This window comes from Curtobacterium sp. UNCCL17 (assembly GCF_000686685.1).
Classification (GTDB): domain Bacteria; phylum Actinomycetota; class Actinomycetes; order Actinomycetales; family Microbacteriaceae; genus Curtobacterium; species Curtobacterium flaccumfaciens.
In genome coordinates this window covers 1-17087 of the sequence record NZ_KK366001.1, presented here as the reverse complement: position 1 = coordinate 17087, position 17087 = coordinate 1, and the positions used below count along the sequence as shown (strand labels likewise).

General features: G+C 70.8%; 17 protein-coding genes and 1 rRNA gene. 3 read left to right on the top strand and 15 right to left on the bottom strand.

What is annotated here, in order from left to right; genetic code table 11:
• The first annotated feature begins 94 nt into the window (after nucleotides 1-94).
• Nucleotides 95-1351, top strand: a complete 1257-nt coding sequence (locus BR70_RS0109910) for an MFS transporter (protein WP_027465931.1) — start codon at nucleotides 95-97, stop codon at nucleotides 1349-1351.
• 10 nt (nucleotides 1352-1361) lie between these two features.
• On the opposite strand, the gene BR70_RS20410 is transcribed toward BR70_RS0109910, so the two are convergent.
• The 3 genes from BR70_RS20410 to BR70_RS0109895 all read right to left on the bottom strand — a co-directional run bounded on the left by BR70_RS20410 (nucleotide 1362) and on the right by BR70_RS0109895 (nucleotide 3412).
• Nucleotides 1362-1811: a TIGR02611 family protein gene (locus BR70_RS20410; RefSeq protein WP_081827337.1), complete on the bottom strand. Its 450-nt coding sequence runs from the start codon at nucleotides 1809-1811 to the stop codon at nucleotides 1362-1364.
• A 119-nt stretch (nucleotides 1812-1930) separates the two neighbouring features.
• Nucleotides 1931-2980 carry a hypothetical protein gene (locus BR70_RS20405; protein WP_051596812.1) on the bottom strand — a complete coding sequence of 350 codons (1050 nt, stop codon included), beginning with the start codon at nucleotides 2978-2980 and terminating at the stop codon, nucleotides 1931-1933.
• Between the two features lie 99 nt (nucleotides 2981-3079).
• Complete coding sequence (locus tag BR70_RS0109895) at nucleotides 3080-3412, bottom strand: TraR/DksA family transcriptional regulator (RefSeq protein WP_027465930.1); 333 nt, start codon at nucleotides 3410-3412, stop codon at nucleotides 3080-3082.
• Nucleotides 3413-3462: 50 nt separating this feature from the next.
• Between BR70_RS0109895 and BR70_RS0109890 the strand changes: the two genes are divergently transcribed.
• On the top strand, nucleotides 3463-4500 hold the full coding sequence (locus BR70_RS0109890) for an LLM class flavin-dependent oxidoreductase (RefSeq protein ID WP_027465929.1): 1038 nt from the start codon (nucleotides 3463-3465) through the stop codon (nucleotides 4498-4500).
• A gap of 49 nt (nucleotides 4501-4549) precedes the next feature.
• Here the strand turns inward: BR70_RS0109890 and BR70_RS0109885 are convergent, their stop codons facing one another.
• A complete protein-coding gene (locus BR70_RS0109885; RefSeq protein ID WP_214521906.1) occupies nucleotides 4550-5008 on the bottom strand; it encodes an ASCH domain-containing protein in 459 nt (152 codons plus the stop codon).
• 124 nt (nucleotides 5009-5132) lie between these two features.
• Between BR70_RS0109885 and BR70_RS20400 the strand changes: the two genes are divergently transcribed.
• Nucleotides 5133-5579: a DUF2510 domain-containing protein gene (locus BR70_RS20400; RefSeq protein WP_035808722.1), complete on the top strand. Its 447-nt coding sequence runs from the start codon at nucleotides 5133-5135 to the stop codon at nucleotides 5577-5579.
• Between the two features lie 147 nt (nucleotides 5580-5726).
• On the opposite strand, the gene BR70_RS0109875 is transcribed toward BR70_RS20400, so the two are convergent.
• From BR70_RS0109875 to rrf, 11 genes are all read right to left on the bottom strand, one after another.
• Nucleotides 5727-6707: a site-specific tyrosine recombinase XerD gene (locus BR70_RS0109875; RefSeq protein WP_027465927.1), complete on the bottom strand. Its 981-nt coding sequence runs from the start codon at nucleotides 6705-6707 to the stop codon at nucleotides 5727-5729.
• Nucleotides 6708-6745: 38 nt separating this feature from the next.
• Complete coding sequence (locus BR70_RS0109870; protein WP_051596811.1) at nucleotides 6746-7345, bottom strand: DUF1349 domain-containing protein; 600 nt, start codon at nucleotides 7343-7345, stop codon at nucleotides 6746-6748.
• Entirely contained in the window at nucleotides 7342-7917 is a 576-nt protein-coding gene (locus tag BR70_RS0109865) for an NUDIX domain-containing protein (protein WP_027465925.1), read from the bottom strand. Before BR70_RS0109865 ends, BR70_RS0109870 begins: the two co-directional genes overlap by 4 nt.
• Before the next feature lie 99 nt (nucleotides 7918-8016).
• A complete protein-coding gene (locus BR70_RS0109860; protein ID WP_027465924.1) occupies nucleotides 8017-9732 on the bottom strand; it encodes a CTP synthase in 1716 nt (571 codons plus the stop codon).
• Nucleotides 9733-9864: 132 nt separating this feature from the next.
• A complete protein-coding gene (gene recN, locus BR70_RS0109855; protein ID WP_027465923.1) occupies nucleotides 9865-11559 on the bottom strand; it encodes a DNA repair protein RecN in 1695 nt (564 codons plus the stop codon).
• 16 nt (nucleotides 11560-11575) lie between these two features.
• Nucleotides 11576-12538, bottom strand: a complete 963-nt coding sequence (locus BR70_RS20395) for an NAD kinase (RefSeq protein ID WP_051596810.1) — start codon at nucleotides 12536-12538, stop codon at nucleotides 11576-11578.
• A complete protein-coding gene (locus BR70_RS0109845) occupies nucleotides 12535-13368 on the bottom strand; it encodes a TlyA family RNA methyltransferase (protein ID WP_027465922.1) in 834 nt (277 codons plus the stop codon). Before BR70_RS0109845 ends, BR70_RS20395 begins: the two co-directional genes overlap by 4 nt.
• Nucleotides 13361-13528: a hypothetical protein gene (locus tag BR70_RS23260; RefSeq protein ID WP_155896846.1), complete on the bottom strand. Its 168-nt coding sequence runs from the start codon at nucleotides 13526-13528 to the stop codon at nucleotides 13361-13363. The genes BR70_RS0109845 and BR70_RS23260 overlap by 8 nt, the downstream gene beginning before the upstream one ends.
• 10 nt (nucleotides 13529-13538) lie before the next feature.
• Complete coding sequence (locus tag BR70_RS0109835; RefSeq protein ID WP_027465921.1) at nucleotides 13539-14528, bottom strand: HAD-IIA family hydrolase; 990 nt, start codon at nucleotides 14526-14528, stop codon at nucleotides 13539-13541.
• A 13-nt stretch (nucleotides 14529-14541) separates the two neighbouring features.
• Nucleotides 14542-15393 carry a tetratricopeptide repeat protein gene (locus BR70_RS22320; RefSeq protein WP_051596930.1) on the bottom strand — a complete coding sequence of 284 codons (852 nt, stop codon included), beginning with the start codon at nucleotides 15391-15393 and terminating at the stop codon, nucleotides 14542-14544.
• Between the two features lie 1389 nt (nucleotides 15394-16782).
• Nucleotides 16783-16899: ribosomal RNA gene (gene rrf / locus BR70_RS0109825) — 5S ribosomal RNA — on the bottom strand.
• Nucleotides 16900-17087: the final 188 nt, after the last annotated feature.

Genomic DNA, 17087 nt, shown 5'->3' with positions numbered 1-17087 from the left:
GCTACCACCGTTCGGCTTGCTGTACGACTTGCGTCGTACTGTTCGAGTGCGGTACGAATGCAGTCGTACTGCACGGAGATGGAAAGGGGTGCGCATGCACCAGTCAGCTCGTTCGGTCGCCGGGTTCTGGATCCTGGCGGCGATGCTCCTGGTCTCGGTCGCGTCGTCGGCCGTACCGTCGCCCATCTACCCGGTCTACGCAGCCGAGTGGCACCTCACCCCGCTCATGCTCACCGGCGTCTTCGCCATCTACGTCGCCGGCCTGCTGGCGAGTCTGCTCGTCGCGGGTCGCCTGTCCGACCACGTCGGCCGCAAGCCCGTGCTGGTCGTCGGCGGCCTGGGTGTCGCGCTGTCGCTCGGCCTGTTCGCGATGGCGGACGGGGTCGTCGCGCTCATCGTCGACCGGATCGTGCAGGGTGTCTCGGTCGGGCTGCTCATCGGGGCCCTCGGTGCGGCCCTCATCGACAACTCCCTCGAACGCCACCCCACCATGGCCGGCGTGCTGAACGGCGTCATCCCGCCGATCGCCCTGGCCACCGGCGCGATGTCGAGCGGCGCGCTGGTCCAGTGGGGTCCGGCGCCGGAGCAGCTCGTCTACCTGCTGTTCGGCGCGCTCCTCGTGCTGCTGGTGCTCGCGCTGTTCGTCGTCCCCGAGCAGGTGCAGCGTCGCCCCGGCGCACTCCGCTCCCTGCGCCCGACGATCAGCGTGCCGCGGTCCTCACGTCGGCTGTTCCGCGGTGTCGCCGGCTCGCTCGTCGCCAGCTGGGCCCTCGGCGGCATGTTCCTGTCGCTCGTCCCCTCGGCGCTCGGCACGGTGTTCGGCATCACCAACCACTTCGCCGCCGGTGCGCTCATCGCCGTGGTCACCGGCGTCGGCGCCCTGACCGGCCTGGCGATCCAGCGGATGGACACCCGTCGCGCGGTCCTGCTCGGACTCGTCGCGCTCGTGCTCGGCCCGATCGTCACCGTGTCGTTCGTGTTCGCACACTCCCTGCCGGGCGTGGTCGTCGGCAGCGCGATCGCCGGTGTCGGCTTCGGTGCCGGGTTCCAGGCGCCGCTCCGGATGCTGCTCGCCACCGCCGCCCCGACCCACCGCGCCGGACTGCTCTCCACGATCTACGTCGTCAGCTACCTGGCGTTCGGGGTGCCCTCGGTCATCGGAGGCCTGCTCGAGCCGTCGGTCGGTCTCGTCCCGGTCATCGCCGGGTACGGCGGGTTCATCGTGCTCGCCGCGGTCGTCGCCCTCGTGCTGCAACTGTCGTCGACGGACGCCGTCGAGGTCGAGGAGCACGCCGCCGAGGTCATCGAGCGCACCGCGACCGGCTCGATCCGGGTCGCCTCCGCCGACTAGTGCCGCGGCGCTAGTGGCCCGGTCGTGCCGAGTTCGCACCGCGAGCGCGCGCACGCACCCTGACCGTCCGCGCCGCACCGGTGTGCGCAGCGTCGACATCGGCCTTGCCCCGGTCTGCGGCATCGCGCAGGCGCTTCGGCCCGTGCCGCTTGGCCCAGTCCCAGAAGCGGTGCAGCTGTGCCCGGAGCCACGTGATGATCCGGTGGAAGAAGTGGAACTCGCTCGCGAGCACCGTCAGGCCGATGAACACCACGAGCCACCCCGGACCCGGCAACGGCACCAGGATCAGCCCGACGATGACGACCAGCCCGCCCACCAGACCGACCAGCACCTTGTAGAGCAGGTGCACGTGCGGCCGCGCGTGGATCCAGGCGCGCAGGCGGTGGAACCACTGGAAGCGCTGGCGCGGCGTGCCGTCGGCCCGGGCATCGCCGGGTCGGTCGTTCGGGTCGCCGTTCATGCCGAAAACGTAGGGCGCGCGGCTGGGAATCAGCGGCGCACGGGGTGGACGCTGGGTGCGCATGCCGGGAGGCGCGTGGCGGGGACAGCCCGCGCCTCCAGGCCGTCAGCTGGTCGCCGCTACTGCGCCGCTCGCGCGACCGAGGTCCCTTGCAGGGCGTCGTACCAGTCGTTGCTCCAGATGAGCATCGTCTCGACCAGCGCGTCGAGGTCGTCGATGGCGGTGAGCTCGGTCTTCGGGCCGATTGACCAGTCGGTGTAGCCCCTCGCCAGGTGGGTGCGCCCCGAGAGGTGGCGTTTCGCGAGCGGCAGCTTGTGCTTGCCGAGACCCTTCCGACCGTTGCCCGCCGACCCCCGGCTCACCGCGATCCGTCCCGAGTTCTTGGACAGGACCTGGTCATCCAGGACCTCAAGCGCCCGGACCCACGCCGGCGCCTGCTCAGGGCCTTTCGGATCGGGGAAGTCAGCCTCGTCGAGGTGGTTCACCGAGATCCCGACAAACCCCTCGAACTGCGTGTCCTCCAGGTACGGCGGCATCCCGCGCCCCGGTACCTGGATCTGCCCGCGAATCCACTTCGCATCCTTGCCGTCGTGCAGCGGCCGCTCGAAGACGATCGACGGCATGCCGCCGTCCCCGCGCTGCACCCGCACCTTCCAGCCAGGCATGCGCGCGCCGAGCTCGAGGCCGTGCAGCCGAGCCTCGACCGTCGTCTTCAGCAGGCGCCCCTCCCCCTCAATGTCGTCCTTGACCAGCCGAGGGGCGTCGAAGCACGCGAGGACCTGGTCCCAGTCGATCACGCTGACGCGCTCGTGGTCGATGACCGAGCGAGCGAGCGACTCCTTGCGCGGCACCAGCACGAACAGCACGCCGGTGTCGCCGAGTGCTTCGAGCTGGGCGTCCACCTGCCGCTCGGTCAGCTCGTGGTCGAGCTTTGCCTCGATGCCCACCAAGCCACTGTCGAAGGTCAGTTGCACGTCGAGACGCACGGTCCCCCACTCGGTCTCAACGTCCTTGTGCGGCACCTCGCACTCGACTTTCTCGAACGAACCGAGCTGCTTGCCGCTCACTCGCTCGAGGAGCTGGACGAAGCGCTCGTGATCGTGTCGGATCTCGGCGCCGAGGGCACGGGTCGCCATCGGCTCCGTGCGGTAGATGGTGGTCTGCGTCATGGCGTCATGATCGCGGGACGCGAGCCGCGCGGAAGGGCGCGACGCGCGGTTGGAGGCAAATTTATAAAGAAATCTCACCTCCGGTGGAATCGTCGTGTTTCACGCGTGCGCGACGCACGTCGCCGCCCACGGGACGGCGGCCAGACGTGCCCCCGGGATCGGCTCGCCACCGACCGTGCACCGACCGTAGGTGCCGTCGTCGAGTCGTACGAGCGCTGCGTCCACCTGGCGGATCCGCAGCTGGGCGCCGTCGCGGACCGCACCGAGCGAGCCGCGTTCCCAGGCCAGGGTCGCGCCCTCCGGGTCGTGCTCGTCGTCGGAGTTCGCATCCTGCCGGGCGTCGCTGACGTCGCGCATGCTCCGCTCGACCTCGGCGAGCAGCCGGACGTTGCGGACGCGTTCGGCCTCGAGCGCGGGGCGGGGGTCATCCATCCCGGACACGGTAGTCGCGGCGGAATGGCCCCGCCTCCGAATGCGTTCGCATGGACATGACGAAGATCGGGTTCCTGTCGTTCGGACACTGGCGTGACGTGCCGGGGTCGAAGGTGCGCAGCGGGCGGGAGGCCCTGGTGCAGGCGATCGACCTCGCGGTCGCAGCCGAGGAAGCCGGCGTCGACGGCGCCTACTTCCGCGTCCACCACTTCGCCCCGCAGCAGGCCGCACCGTTCCCGCTGCTCTCCGCCATCGCCGCGAAGACCAGCCGGATCGAGATCGGCACCGGCGTCATCGACATGCGCTACGAGAACCCGCTCTACATGGCGGAGGAAGCCGCGGCCACCGACCTGATCTCCGGCGGGCGACTGCAGCTCGGTGTCTCGCGGGGATCACCCGAGACCGCCCTCGCCGGCTACCAGCAGTTCGGCTACGTGCCCGACGTTGCTGACGAGAACGGCGGCGACATGGCCCGTGCGCACACGAACGTGTTCCGCCGCGCGATCGCCGGCGAGCCGATGGCCAACGCCAACCCGCAGATGACCGGTTCGGCCGGGTCGTTGCCGATCTCCCCGCTGTCCGACTCGCTCGGCGACCGCATCTGGTGGGGCGCCGGCACCCGCGCCACCGCGGAGTGGACCGCCGAGCAGGGCATGAACCTGATGTCCTCGACCCTGCTGACCGAGGACACCGGTGTGCCGTTCGACCAGCTGCAGGCCGAGCAGATCGAGCGCTTCCGCCGGGTGTGGTCCGAGTCGGGCTGGGACCGCGAACCGCGCGTCTCGGTCTCGCGGAGCATCATCCCGATCATCGACGACGAGTCGCGCCACTACTTCGGCGTGCGCGCCCAGGTCGAGGGGCAGGACCAGGTCGGGCACCTCGACGGCGGGCTGGCCCGGTTCGGCCGGTCTTACATCGGTGAGCCCGAACAGCTCGTCGCAGAGCTCGCGGCCGATCAGGCCGTCCGGGCTGCCGACACCGTGCTCGTCACCGTGCCGAACCAGCTCGGCGTGGACTTCAACGCTCGCCTGCTCGCCGCCGTGAAGGACGTGTTCACCGAGGTCGACGCGGAGCCGGTCCCCGCCTGACGCCGGATCGGTCTCGATCTCGATCTCGGGCTCGGGCTCGGGCTCGGTCTCAGCCGTTCGGCCAGAGCAGCCGGAACCGCTCGCACACGACCGGCATGTCCGGCGCGAACCCGCGCGGGTTCTCCGAGTGTGCGCGCCAGAACGCCTCGTGCACCCTCCGCCAGTGCTCGAGCGTCCGGTCCCCTTCGCCCTCGGCCCAGGCGTGGTCCGCGCCGACCTGGTCGAACGGCACCACCCGGACCACCGTCGTCTCGATGACGGCACGGGGAGCACCCGAGCCGTCGGTCACGATGCTCAACTCGTCGGCTGCCGGCAGCGGGTCACCGGTCGCCTCGTAGTCCCAGAGCGACGACGCCGTGCCGACCTTGACCCCGTCGAGCACGAGCTGCAGGAGCGCGTCCGCCTGCTCCGGGGTCGCGCCGAAGGACCACGCCTCCGGCACCGCCGTCGGGAGACTCGGACGCTCGCGGCGTCGCGCGGTCCAGAAGTCGTCGAGCGTCGAGGGCACGCCCCGACCGTAGTGCACCGGGCAGGTCCCCCCTTGTGCTGACACCCGGCTGGGGACTGGGGCGAGGCCGACCGCGCTCCTAGGCTCGGGAGCGTCGATCCACCCCGCACCTCGAGGAGCAACCGTGACGCTGCCGGCCGCAGGCTGGTTCCCGGACCCGCAGGACGCCCGTCGTCTGCGCTGGTGGGACGGTCGCACCTGGGGCGCTGCCACGCGGGTCCCCGCGGCCGCTGCAGAACCGGTCACGCCGATCGTCGTCGCGCCAGTGGGGCCGTCGTTCTCGGTGCAGACCGCCGCGATCCGGACGGACGCGTGGGCATCGGGCACCGCCCGCGACCGTCGACTCTGCGTGTTCACGGTGCTCGCGGTGCTGCTCGCCGTGGTCTCGGTCGTCGCGAACCCCTGGGGCCTGGCGGGGCTGCTCGGCGTGGTGTGCGGCGTCATCGGCATCGTCCGTCCCGAGGCTGTCGGCGGCTGGGCGGTCCTGGCGCGGAGCGCTTCGGCGAGCGCCCTCGTCGTCGCGGTGACGACGACCGTCATCGCCGCGTCGGCCCAGTTCCACCTGTTCTGAGCAGCGGGAGCCGCCCGCCGCTGTCCGCGGCGCTTCGTGAGCAGAAATGGTCGGGTGCGACGGCGCGACCCGCCCATTTCTGCTCACGAAACGCGCCCGTCGCGCACCCGCACGGCCCATGCACCCGCACGACGGGCGCGGGCCCGCCTACCGCCGCGCCCGCGGGTGTGCCGTCTGGTAGACGTCACGCAGCATGTCCGCCGTGACCATCGTGTAGATCTGCGTCGTGGCGACACTCGCGTGCCCGAGCAACTCCTGCACCACGCGCACATCGGCACCGCCATCGAGCAGGTGCGTCGCGAACGAGTGCCGGAACGTGTGCGGTGACACGTGCGCCTCCAGGTCGGCGGCAGCAGCGGCGGCCTGGATCACGAGCCAGGCGCTCTGCCGCGACAACCGCGCTCCACGGGCACCGAGGAACAATGCCGGCGTCGACGGCCCGCGCGCCGCGAACACCGGCCGTGCGCGCACCAGGTAGGCGTCGATCGCGGCCCGGGCGAAGCTGCCGAGCGGCACGATCCGCTGCTTGTTGCCCTTCCCGGTGACCTTCACGACGGAGAGCTCGCCGTCGGCGTCCGACAGCGTCGTCACATCGTCGACCGACAGTCCCACCGCCTCGGAGATCCGCGCACCGGTGGCGTAGAGCAGCTCGAGCAGGGCCTTGTCCCGCAGCTGGACGGGGTCGTCGGCGTCGACGGACACCGCCCCGAGCAGCCGTTCCATGTCCTCGACGGGGATCGCCTTCGGCAGCCGCATCGGGGCCTTCGGCGGCCGGACGGCGGTGCCGGGGTCGAGCGGCAGCCAGCCCTCACCCGCGGCGAAGGCGGTGAACGAGCGCACCGAACTGAGCATCCGCGCGATCGACCGCGGTGCGAGCGGACCTTCCGGTCGGGTGGCCAGGTGTGTCACGAACCCCGAGACGTCCGCCCGTGCCAACCGTGCCACGTCCAGCAGCGCCGAGGACCCCCCGGCCCGGTCCGCACCGTCCGACTCGACGACCGGAGCGTCCGCCAACCACGACGTGAACACGGCGAGGTCCCGCCGGTACGCGGACAACGTGTGCTGCGAGAGTCCCCGCTCGATCGCGACGTGCCGCAGGTACGTCTCCGCGGCACGGTCGAGGGGCATCACCTCAGCAGGCTAACCGGCGCGGGGCCACCCGCCCGTCAGTGCAACGCCTCGTCCGGCGCGCCCACGCGGAACCCGGTGAACGTCACGGTCAGCCCGGCCCGCGTCGGCCCGGCGCACAGCAGCCCCGCGGACACGACGGCGTCCGGGTCGAGGTACGCGACCCGCACCAAGCGGGACTCGTCACCCTCGGCCCACGCCCGGATCGTCACGGCGTCGCCATCGCGGCTCGCGCGGACGGTCACCACCCGGCCCGCCCACTCCGGCACGGGCGACACCGACCAGTCCGAGAACCCACGCGTCACCACGGCGCCGAGCTGCGGGGCTCCGTCCGAGAACTCCACGCCGGCCTTGATCCAGGTCTGTTCGTCGACACGCAGGAACACCCCGGCCTGGTCGAACTGCTCGGTGTAGTCGAGCACGAACGACGCCTCGACCGAGAACGGACCGTCGGTCGGCTGCAGCAGCGCGTGCTCGGAGTCGTGCACGAAGCCGTACGAGGTGGTCCGCCAGGCGTCACTGCCCTCGACCGCGGTGACGCGGAACACGTCGCCGTCCAACTGGGCGGCCTCCGGCTCGTGCGTCCACGTCCCCGTGGCGACCAGCTCGCGCAGACCGTCGCCCGCGGACCCGCTCACTTGCCGCGCTGTTCGATGGCCTCGACGGCGAGCGTCGCGACGACGAGGGCCGAGTTGTTGAGCCGACCGTCCAGGATCCCCTCGAGGAGCTCCGCCCGCGGGACCCAGCGGGTCACGATGTCGGCCTCTTCGGCCTCGCGCTCGAAGGCGGACTCGGTCGACCGGACACCGCGCGCCCGGTAGATCTGGATGAACTCGTCGCTGCCACCCGAGGACGTGTTGTAGCGGACCAGGGGCTCCCACGTGTCGGCCTCGAGGTCGGCCTCCTCGCCCAGCTCGCGCTTCGCGGCCGTCAGGTGGTCCTCGCCCTCCATGTCGAGCAGACCGGCGGGCAGCTCCCAGTCGCGCAGCCGCACCGGGTGTCGGTACTGCTGGATGACCAGGACGCGGCCCTCGTCGTCCTCGGCGTACACGGCGACGGCGCCCGTGTGGTCGATGTACTCGCGGACCATCGAGTCGCCGTTGTACGCGACGGTGTCGCGGCGCACGTCCCAGACGGCGCCCTCGTACACGACGGTGGATTCGGTGACCTCGAAGGAGGCGGACTCGTCAGCGATCGGTGCGTCTGTCACGTCTCCATCCAAGCACGCGCCCCTGACGCGGCGACAGACGGACGGGAGGCGCGGTGCCAGCTGGCACCGCGCCTCCCGTCCGATCGTGGAGACCGGCGCTTACGCGACCTGCTCCTCGGTCTGCGGGTCGAACAGGCTGGACGCCTCGTGGCGCTCGATCGCGGCCGCGACGAGCCCCGCGAACAGCGGGTGCGCATCGGTCGGACGCGAGCGGAGCTCCGGGTGCGCCTGCGTTGCGATGTAGAACGGGTGCACGTCGCGCGGGAGCTCGACGTACTCCACCAGCGTGCCGTCGGGCGACGTGCCCGAGAAGACGAGGCCGGCGTCCGCGATCTGCTCGCGGTACTTGTTGTTCACCTCGTAGCGGTGACGGTGCCGCTCGGAGGCCTCCGGCGCTCCGTACAGCTCCGCCGCCAGCGAGCCTTCGGTGAACGACGCCGGGTACAGGCCCAGGCGCATCGTGCCGCCCAGGTCGCCGCCGGCGATGATCTCGACCTGCTCCGCCATCGTCGCGATGACCGGGGTCGAGGTCTCCGGGTCGAACTCGGTGCTCGACGCGTCGGTCAGACCGACCTCGTGGCGGGCGTACTCGATGACCATGCACTGCAGGCCGAGGCACAGGCCGAGCGTCGGGATGCCCTGCTCACGCGCGAACTTGAGCGCGCCGAGCTTCCCCTCGATGCCGCGCACGCCGAACCCACCGGGGATGCAGATGCCGTCGACGTCGCCGAGCTGCTTCGCCGCGCCCTCGGGCGTGGTGCAGTCGTCGGACACGACCCACTTCAGCGTCACCTTGGCGTCGTGCGCGAAGCCGCCGGCACGGAGCGCCTCGGTGACGGACAGGTAGGCGTCCGGCAGGTCGATGTACTTGCCGACCAGGGCGATCGTGACGGCCTTCTTCGGCTCGTGCACGGCCTTCAGCACCGGGGTCCACGCGGTCCAGTCGACCGGACCGGCGTCGAGCCTGAGCGCATCGACGATGACCTGGTCGAGGCCCTGGTTGTTCAGCAGCGTCGGCAGGTCGTAGATCGAGGGGACGTCAACGGCGTTCACCACGGCGTCCTCGTCGACGTCGCACATCAGCGCGATCTTGCGCTTGTTCGACTCCGACACCGGACGGTCCGACCGCAGCACGAGCGCGTCGGGCTGGATGCCGATCGAGCGGAGCGCGGCGACGGAGTGTTGCGTCGGCTTGGTCTTCTGCTCACCCGAGGCGTTCATGAACGGCACCAGCGAGACGTGCACGAAGAACACGTTGTTGCGGCCCAGCTCGTGCCGCACCTGTCGGGCGGACTCGATGAACGGCTGCGACTCGATGTCGCCGACGGTGCCACCGACCTCGGTGATGATGACGTCGGGCTGGGGGTCGTTCTGCGCCTGCTCGCGCATCCGGCGCTTGATCTCGTCGGTGATGTGCGGGATGACCTGCACCGTGTCGCCGAGGTACTCGCCGCGACGCTCCTTGGCGATCACCGTCGAGTACACCTGACCGGTCGTGACGTTCGCGGCCTGCGACAGGTTGATGTCGAGGAAGCGCTCGTAGTGCCCGATGTCGAGGTCCGTCTCCGCACCGTCGTCGGTCACGAAGACCTCGCCGTGCTGGAACGGGTTCATGGTGCCCGGGTCCACGTTGAGGTACGGGTCGAGCTTCTGCATGACGACCTTGAGGCCGCGAGCCGTGAGCAGGTTGCCGAGGCTGGCCGCCGTCAGGCCCTTGCCGAGAGACGAGACGACCCCGCCGGTCACGAAGATCTGCTTCGTCACCTTCGGGGTCGAGTTCGAAGAATTGGTACCGCCGCTGAGAGTGTCCGCCACGGGATTCCATCGTACGTCAGAACTGCCGGGAGGCGCGACCTCGGTTCGCCGTGGGCGTTGCGCGGGTGGGTGGCCGGGTCCTCGGGCCGTGGCCGGGTTCGGGTCCGGGTCCGGTACCCGCCTGCTTGGTCGTCAGGCCCGCTGGCCGGCCACGTCGAGCAGCTCGCGTGCGTGCTCGATGCCGCTGGCGCTGTCACCGAGTCCGGAGAGCAGCCGTGCCATCTCCTGCAACCGGTCCTCGCCCTCGAGCCGGCGCACGCTCGACGAGGTGACGGCCCCGCTGGCGTCCTTCACGACGTTGAGGTGGTTGTTCGCGAACGCCGCGACCTGGGCCAGGTGCGTGACGACGATGACCTGCGTGCGCTCGGCGAGCTTCGCCAGCCGTCGGCCGATCTCGATCGCCGCCGCCCCACCGACACCCGCGTCGACCTCGTCGAACACGAACGTCGGCACCGTGGTGCTGCCGGCCATGACGACCTCGATCGCGAGCATCACGCGGGACAGCTCACCGCCGGACGCCCCCTTGCCGATCGGCCGGGGGTCGGTGCCGGAATGCGGCTGGAGCAGGATCGTCACCTGGTCACGGCCGTGTCGGCGGTACTCGCCGGCGTCGGTGACCTCGACCACCAGCGTCGCACCACCCATCGCGAGGGTCTTCAGCTCAGCGGTCACGCGCTTCGCCAGGTCGGCCGCAGCCTTGGTGCGCGCCGTGGTGAGCGCGGCGGCGGCGGTCTCGAGCGCCTGCTCGTCCTGCTCGACCGACTGCTGCAACGCCGCGATCCGGTCGTCGTCGCCGTCGAGCTCGAGCAGCCGGTCGCTCGCGCGCTGTCCGTAGGCGATGACGTCGTCCACCGTCTCGCCGTACTTGCGGGTGAGGCCGGCCAGCAGGGCACGGCGTTCGTTGATGAGTTCGAGGTCGTGCCCGGCCTCGGGTTCCAGGGAACCGAGGTAGCTCGAGATGCTCGCCGAGGCCTCGGCCGCCTGGATCCCGAGTTCCGTGAGCTGCTCGAGCACCGGCTGCAGAGCACTGTCCGACGACACCACGCGCTCCACGGCACGGCGTGCGGACTCGACCAGGCCGACGACGTCGGAGACGCCGTCGAGGGACTCGCTGGACAACGCCTCGTGCGCCAGGGCCGCGGACAACCGGAGCTCCTCGAGGTTCCCCAGCCGCTCGGCGCGCTCGGCCAGCTCGACGTCCTCGCCGGGCTGCGGGTCGGCGGCCTCGATCTCGTCCGAGGCCGCCCGGATCCGCTCGGCCTCGGCCACCCGGTCGTCCCGGTCGCGGACCAGGACCTCGAGTTCACCGGCGTGCCGCTGCCAGGCGTCGTACGCGGCGATGTACCGGGCGAGGGCCTTCTCGAGCGAGGCTCCCCCGAACCCGTCGAGGGCAGCGCGCTGCGCCGTGGCCGAGGTCAGGCGGATCTGGTCCGACTGCCCGTGCACGGTGACGAGCTGGTCGGCGAGCTCGCCGAGCACCGCCACGGGCGCACTGCGACCGCCCACCGTGGCACGGCTGCGCCCCTCGGCGGAGACCGTGCGGGTGAGGATGAGTTCGCCGTCCTCCACGGTGCCGCCGGCGTCCTCGACGCGTTCGGCGACGGCGTCCTGCTCCGGGACGTGCCAGCGACCTTCGACGACGGCGCTCGACGCACCGCGGCGCACCGAACCGGCATCGGCCCGCGCACCGAGTAGCAGCCCGAGCGCCGTGACGATCATGGTCTTGCCCGCACCGGTCTCCCCGGTGACGACGGTGAAGCCCGGCCCGAGTTCGAGCGTGGTCTCACCGATGACACCGAGGTCGCGGATCGCGATCTCCTCGATCATCGGTCGTCCTCCGTGCTCATCGGTCGTCCTCCGTGCTCATCGGTCGTCCTCCGTGCTCATCGGTCGTCTCGTCGCTCTGGGGGCCGCGCCACCCGGCGACGGGCAGCTGGAACTTCGCGACCAGGCGGTCGGTGAACGGAGCGTCCTTGAGGCGGGCGACACGCACCGGGTCGGGCGAACGCCGCACCTCGACACGGGCGCCCGGAGGCAGGTCGTGGGTCCGTCGGCCGTCGCACCAGAGCACACCGACGCCGCTCGTGCGCCGCAGGACCTCGATCGCGAGCGTGCAGTCCGGCCCGACGACGATCGGACGGGCGAACAGGGCGTGGGCGCTCAGCGGCACCATGAGCAACGCGTCGACGTCCGGCCACACGATGGGGCCACCGCCGGAGAACGAGTACGCCGTGGAGCCGGTCGGGGTCGACACGACCACGCCGTCGCAGCCGAAGGACGACAGCGGGCGGCCGTCGACCTCGGTCACGACCTCGAGCATCCGCTCCCGCGAGGCCTTCTCGATCGTGGCCTCGTTCAGCGCCCAGCTCGAGTAGACGATCTGGTTGCCGACGACCACATCGACCTGCAGGGTGACGCGTTCCTCGACGTTGTACTCGCCGGACAGCGCGCGCTCGACCGTCTCGGACAGGCCGTCACGCTCGCTCTCGGCCAGGAACCCGACGTGCCCGAGGTTCACCCCGATGAGCGGAGCGCCGGTGTTCCGGACGAGTTCCGCCGCGCGGAGGATCGTGCCGTCGCCACCGAGCACGATGACGATCTCGAGCTGGTTCGGCTGGACGTCGACGCCGAGGATGTCGACCTTGCCGACCGACGCTTCGGCACGACGGATGTCCGCGTACTCGTCGAAGGGCATGACGGGCGTGAGACCGGCCGCGTGCAGGAGGTCGCAGACCTCGACAGCAGCGTCGATCGAGTCACGGCGACCCGTGTGGGACACGAGCAGGATGTGCCGTTCGTCACTCATGAAGACCCTTCCGTGAGTTCGGTCGCCCGGACTCTCCATTCTGTCGGATTGCCCCCGACACCGCGCTGGAAGCGGGCCAGGTACTCGTGGTTGCCGTGCGTCCCGACGATCGGGGACGCAGCGAGCCCACTGGTGCCGAGGCCCAGGTCCCACGCCGCCCACAGCACGTTCATGAGCGCGTCGTTCCGGAGTCCGGCGTCGTGCACGATGCCCTCGCGCACACCGCCACGACCCACTTCGAACTGGGGCTTCACCAGGAGCACGAACTCGTCCGCGGGGACGGCTTCGGCCAGCGCCGGCAGCACGAGTCGGAGGGAGATGAAGGACAGGTCCCCCACCACCAGGCTCGTCTCGGCGGCGGCGGCGTCGAGCGCCAGGTAGTCGGCGCGCGTGAGGTTCCGCGCGTTCGTCCCCTCGACCACGGCGACGCGTTCGTCGAGTGCGATGGTGGGGTGCAGCTGCCCGTGGCCCACGTCCAGCGCGATGACACGGCGCGCGCCGCGCGCGAGCAGCACCTGGGTGAACCCACCGGTGCTCGCACCCACGTCGAGCACGACCCGGGCGGCGGGGTCGACCTCGAACGCGTCGAGCGCGCCGACGAGCTTCCGGGCCGCACGCGAGACCCATTCGTCCGCGGCGTCGACCTCGATGTCCGCATCGGGTGCCATCGGCGTCGACGGTTTCAGGACGGCACGGCCGCCCACGAGCACCCGGCCGTCCTGGATCAGCTTGCTGGCGACGGTGCGCGACCGTGCGAGCCCGCGTGCGGCGAGGAGGGCGTCGAGGCGGACCGGGGTCGCGTCGTGCACGGCTCCGTCCGGCTCAGGCACTCGCGGAGCCGCCGCTCTCGAGCCGCGTCCGCAGCTCGTCGTGCAGGGCGGAGAAGGCGTCGGCACGGTCAGCGAGCGGCAGGGCCTCGGCCTCGGCTGTGCGCGCGGCGAAGGCGTCCTGCTGCTCGGGATCGGCGGACGGCTGCTCGGGGTTCGGCACGTCCGACACGCTACTCGCCGCCGTACAGCTGCGGGTCCACGTCGAGGCCGTAGATGGCCAACCCGGACTCCCAGATGAGCGTCGAGCCGGCACGGAGCCGATCGATGTCCGTCCCGGCATCGAGCACCCGGACGACGTGCCCGCGCATGGCCACCGTCGAGGTACCGACGGTCACGTACCGGGTGCCGTCCTCGTCCTCGCGCCGCGCCGTCTCCGGGTAGGGCTGGGACAGCCCCCGGAGGTCTTCGAGCACGTAGGTGGGACGCGAGCGCTGGTCGGCCGCGAGCACCTGCTTCGCCTTGTCGATGCCGGTGAGCACGAGCACGCTCGGGATACCGGCGTCGTTCGCGCCCTTGATGTCGGTGTCCAACCGGTCCCCGATGAACAGGGTCCGACCGCCACCGAAGCGCTCGACGGCCGTGTCGAAGATCGGCCGCTCGGGCTTGCCGGCGACCACGGGCATCCGGCCGACCGCCTGGTGCACGGCGGACACGAGTGTGCCGTTGCCGGGTGCGATGCCCCGCTCGACCGGGATCGACCAGTCCATGTTCGTGGCCACCCACGGCACGTCCGGGTCCGCCAGTGCGAACGAGGCCTCGGCCAGTTCCTTCCAACCGAGGTCCGGCGAGAAGCCCTGGATGACCGCGGCCGGGGAGTCCTCGGCACTCGAGGTGACCGTGAACCCGGCTGCCTCGACGATGCTCGACAGGCCGAGCCCGCCGGTGACCAGGACGGTCGACCCGGCCGGCACCAGGGTCGCGAGCAGCTGGACGCCGGCCTGCGACGAGGTGACGACGTCACCCTCGGACGCCTCGAGCCCGTAGCGCTCGAGGTGCTCTGCGACGTCGATCGGGCGGCGCGATGCGTTGTTGGTGATGTAGCCGACCCGCGCCGTGAGCGAGGCCCGGGTCAGGGCCTCGACCGCGTGCGGTATGGCGTTGCGGCCGCGGTAGACGACGCCGTCGAGGTCGGTGAGGACCACGTCGACGCCGTCGGTCAAGGCCGCCGACTGCTCAGTCGGCTGCGGAGCCGTCGACGTCGCGGGGGTTGTCGTCGTCGATCTCGCCGGGCTCGTCGGCTGCGGAGGTGTCGTCGTCGAGGTCGTCGAGGGCGGGTTCGTCATCGAGGTCGTCGTCGAGGTCGTCGGCGGATTCGTCGTCGCCGTCGAGTTCGTCGGTCGCGACGTCGTCGGCTCCGAGGTCATCGGCGTCGTCGTCTCCGGCGTCTCCGTGTTCTTCGACTTCGAGCGTTTCCTCGACCACATCAACTGTCTCCCAAGCGTTGTCGTCCGCGATTTCGGCGAGGGCCGCTGCCGCGCGGTCCACACGGGCCCACCACTCGTCGGCCTCGTCCTGTCGACCGAGCTCCTCGAGCGTGGCCGCGTAAGCACTGTAGAGCGCCGGGGACCACGTGTAGGCGGTGGACGGGTCGAGCTGTGGAATCTCCAGCTCACCGAGGGCGGCTGTGGGGTTCCCGAGGTCGAGACGAGCGCCGGACATGGCGATCGCGAGCTCGACCTGCACCGGGGTGTCGAGGGCCGAGCGCTCGACCGAGCGACCGAGCTCCAGTGCCCGCTCCGGACGGCCCAGGCCACGCTCGCAGTCCACCATCATCGGGAGCTGGTCGTTGCGACCGGAGATTCGACGGTAGGTGCGGAGCTCCCGGAGCGCGGTGGCGAAGTCGCCGAGGCGGTACGCGGTGATCGCGGCCGTCTCCCGGACGACACCGACACGACCGGCACGACGAGCAGCGCTCAGGGCGTGCTGGTTGGCCGTCTCGGGGTCGTCGTCGACGAAGAGCGCAGCTGCCACGAGGTGACGCGCAACCCAGTCGGCGTTGTCCTTGCTGAGGGTCTTCAGCTCCATCCGGGCCGCAGGGTCGAGGTCGCGCGCCTGGATCTCCTCGGGGATCTCGGGGTCGTCGTGGCGCGGACGGATCGACTTCGTGCCGTAGGGGTCGCGGTCTTCCCAGTCGTCGCGCGCGGCCTCACCGAAACGGGCGCCGGCGTGACGGCTGCCGTCACCGAAACGACGACGGTCCTCACCGCCGTCGCGGGCCGGGCGGTCTGACGAACCGCCGCGGAACGGACGGTCGGACGAACCACCACGGGCCGGACGATCGGAGGATCCACCGCGGTACGGGCGGTCCCCGTCACGAGCGGGACGGTCCGAGCCACCGCGGTACGGGCGGTCGCCATCTCGGGCGGGACGGTCCGAGCCACCGCGGTACGGGCGGTCGCCATCTCGAGCGGGACGATCCGAACCACCACGGTACGGACGGTCGCCATCTCGGGCGGGACGGTCCGAGGAGCCGCCACGGTACGGACGGTCACCGTCCCGAGCCGGGCGGTCAGAGCCACCACGGAATGAACGGTCGCCATCACGCCGCGGACGGTCCGACGAACCGCCACGGTACGGGCGGTCGCCATCACGAGCGGGACGGTCCGACGATCCGCCACGGTACGGACGGTCGCCGTCACGAGCGGGACGGTCCGAACCACCGCGGTACGGGCGGTCGCCATCACGGCGCGGACGGTCCGAGCCGCCCTGGAACGGGCGGTCACCGTCACGACGCGGACGATCGGAGCTCCCGCCACGGAACGGACGGTCACCGTCACGAGCCGGACGGTCGGAGCCACCACGGAACGGACGATCGCCATCGCGCCGCGGACGATCGGCACCGCGCGGACCATCGCCGCGCGGCGGCCGGCCGGAGTCACCACGGTCGCCCTGCCACGACGGACGGTCGTTCCGGTCGCCGGAACGGAACGGACGGTCGCCGTCGCGACGCGGAGCGCTGTCCCGTCGAGGCGCGCCGTCACGGAACGGACGGTCTCCACCCTGCGGACGATCGCGACGGTCGCCTTCGCGGCGCTCGAATTCGCGAGGACCGGACGACCAACGACCATCACTCTGGCCGTCCCGACGCGGAGCGCCGTCGCGACGCGGGAACCGGTCGCCGTCCCGCCGGGGTCGATCTCCGCGGTCCCCGTCGTTCCGCCGCTGATCGTCGTCGTTCGCCACCGTTGCTCCTCATCGCGTGCCCGGTGCAGTGCCTCGGGCGTTCGTCCGCTGTGTCGTTGTGTTGGGTGCCGCGTCGGTCACCCGACGTCGGCCTCCAGTCCATCACGAACCAGAGCCGGCGTCGAGCGAACGGCGGCGAAAACAGAAATGGCCACCGGCCCCGACCGAGAACGAGGGTTTCCCCTGCGAATTCTCGATGGAGGGCCGATGGCCACATCTTTCATACGTTAAGTCCGGCGGCGTCCTACTCTCCCACAAGGTCCCCCTTGCAGTACCATCGGCGCTGAGAGGCTTAGCTTCCGGGTTCGGAATGTGACCGGGCGTTTCCCTCTCGCTATGACCACCGGAACACTCTCGACCAGATCATGCATTTGGTCTCAAAGCTGTCCCAGCTACCATCTTCGGTGAAGAAGACAGAGCGGTGTATTCAGTTTCGATTCCCGATCGTCTGTCGGGAACCACAAAGTGGACGCGAGCCCGTGCAACAAGTGCACGGAAATCAGTGTGTTATCAAGTCTTCGGCTTATTAGTACCGG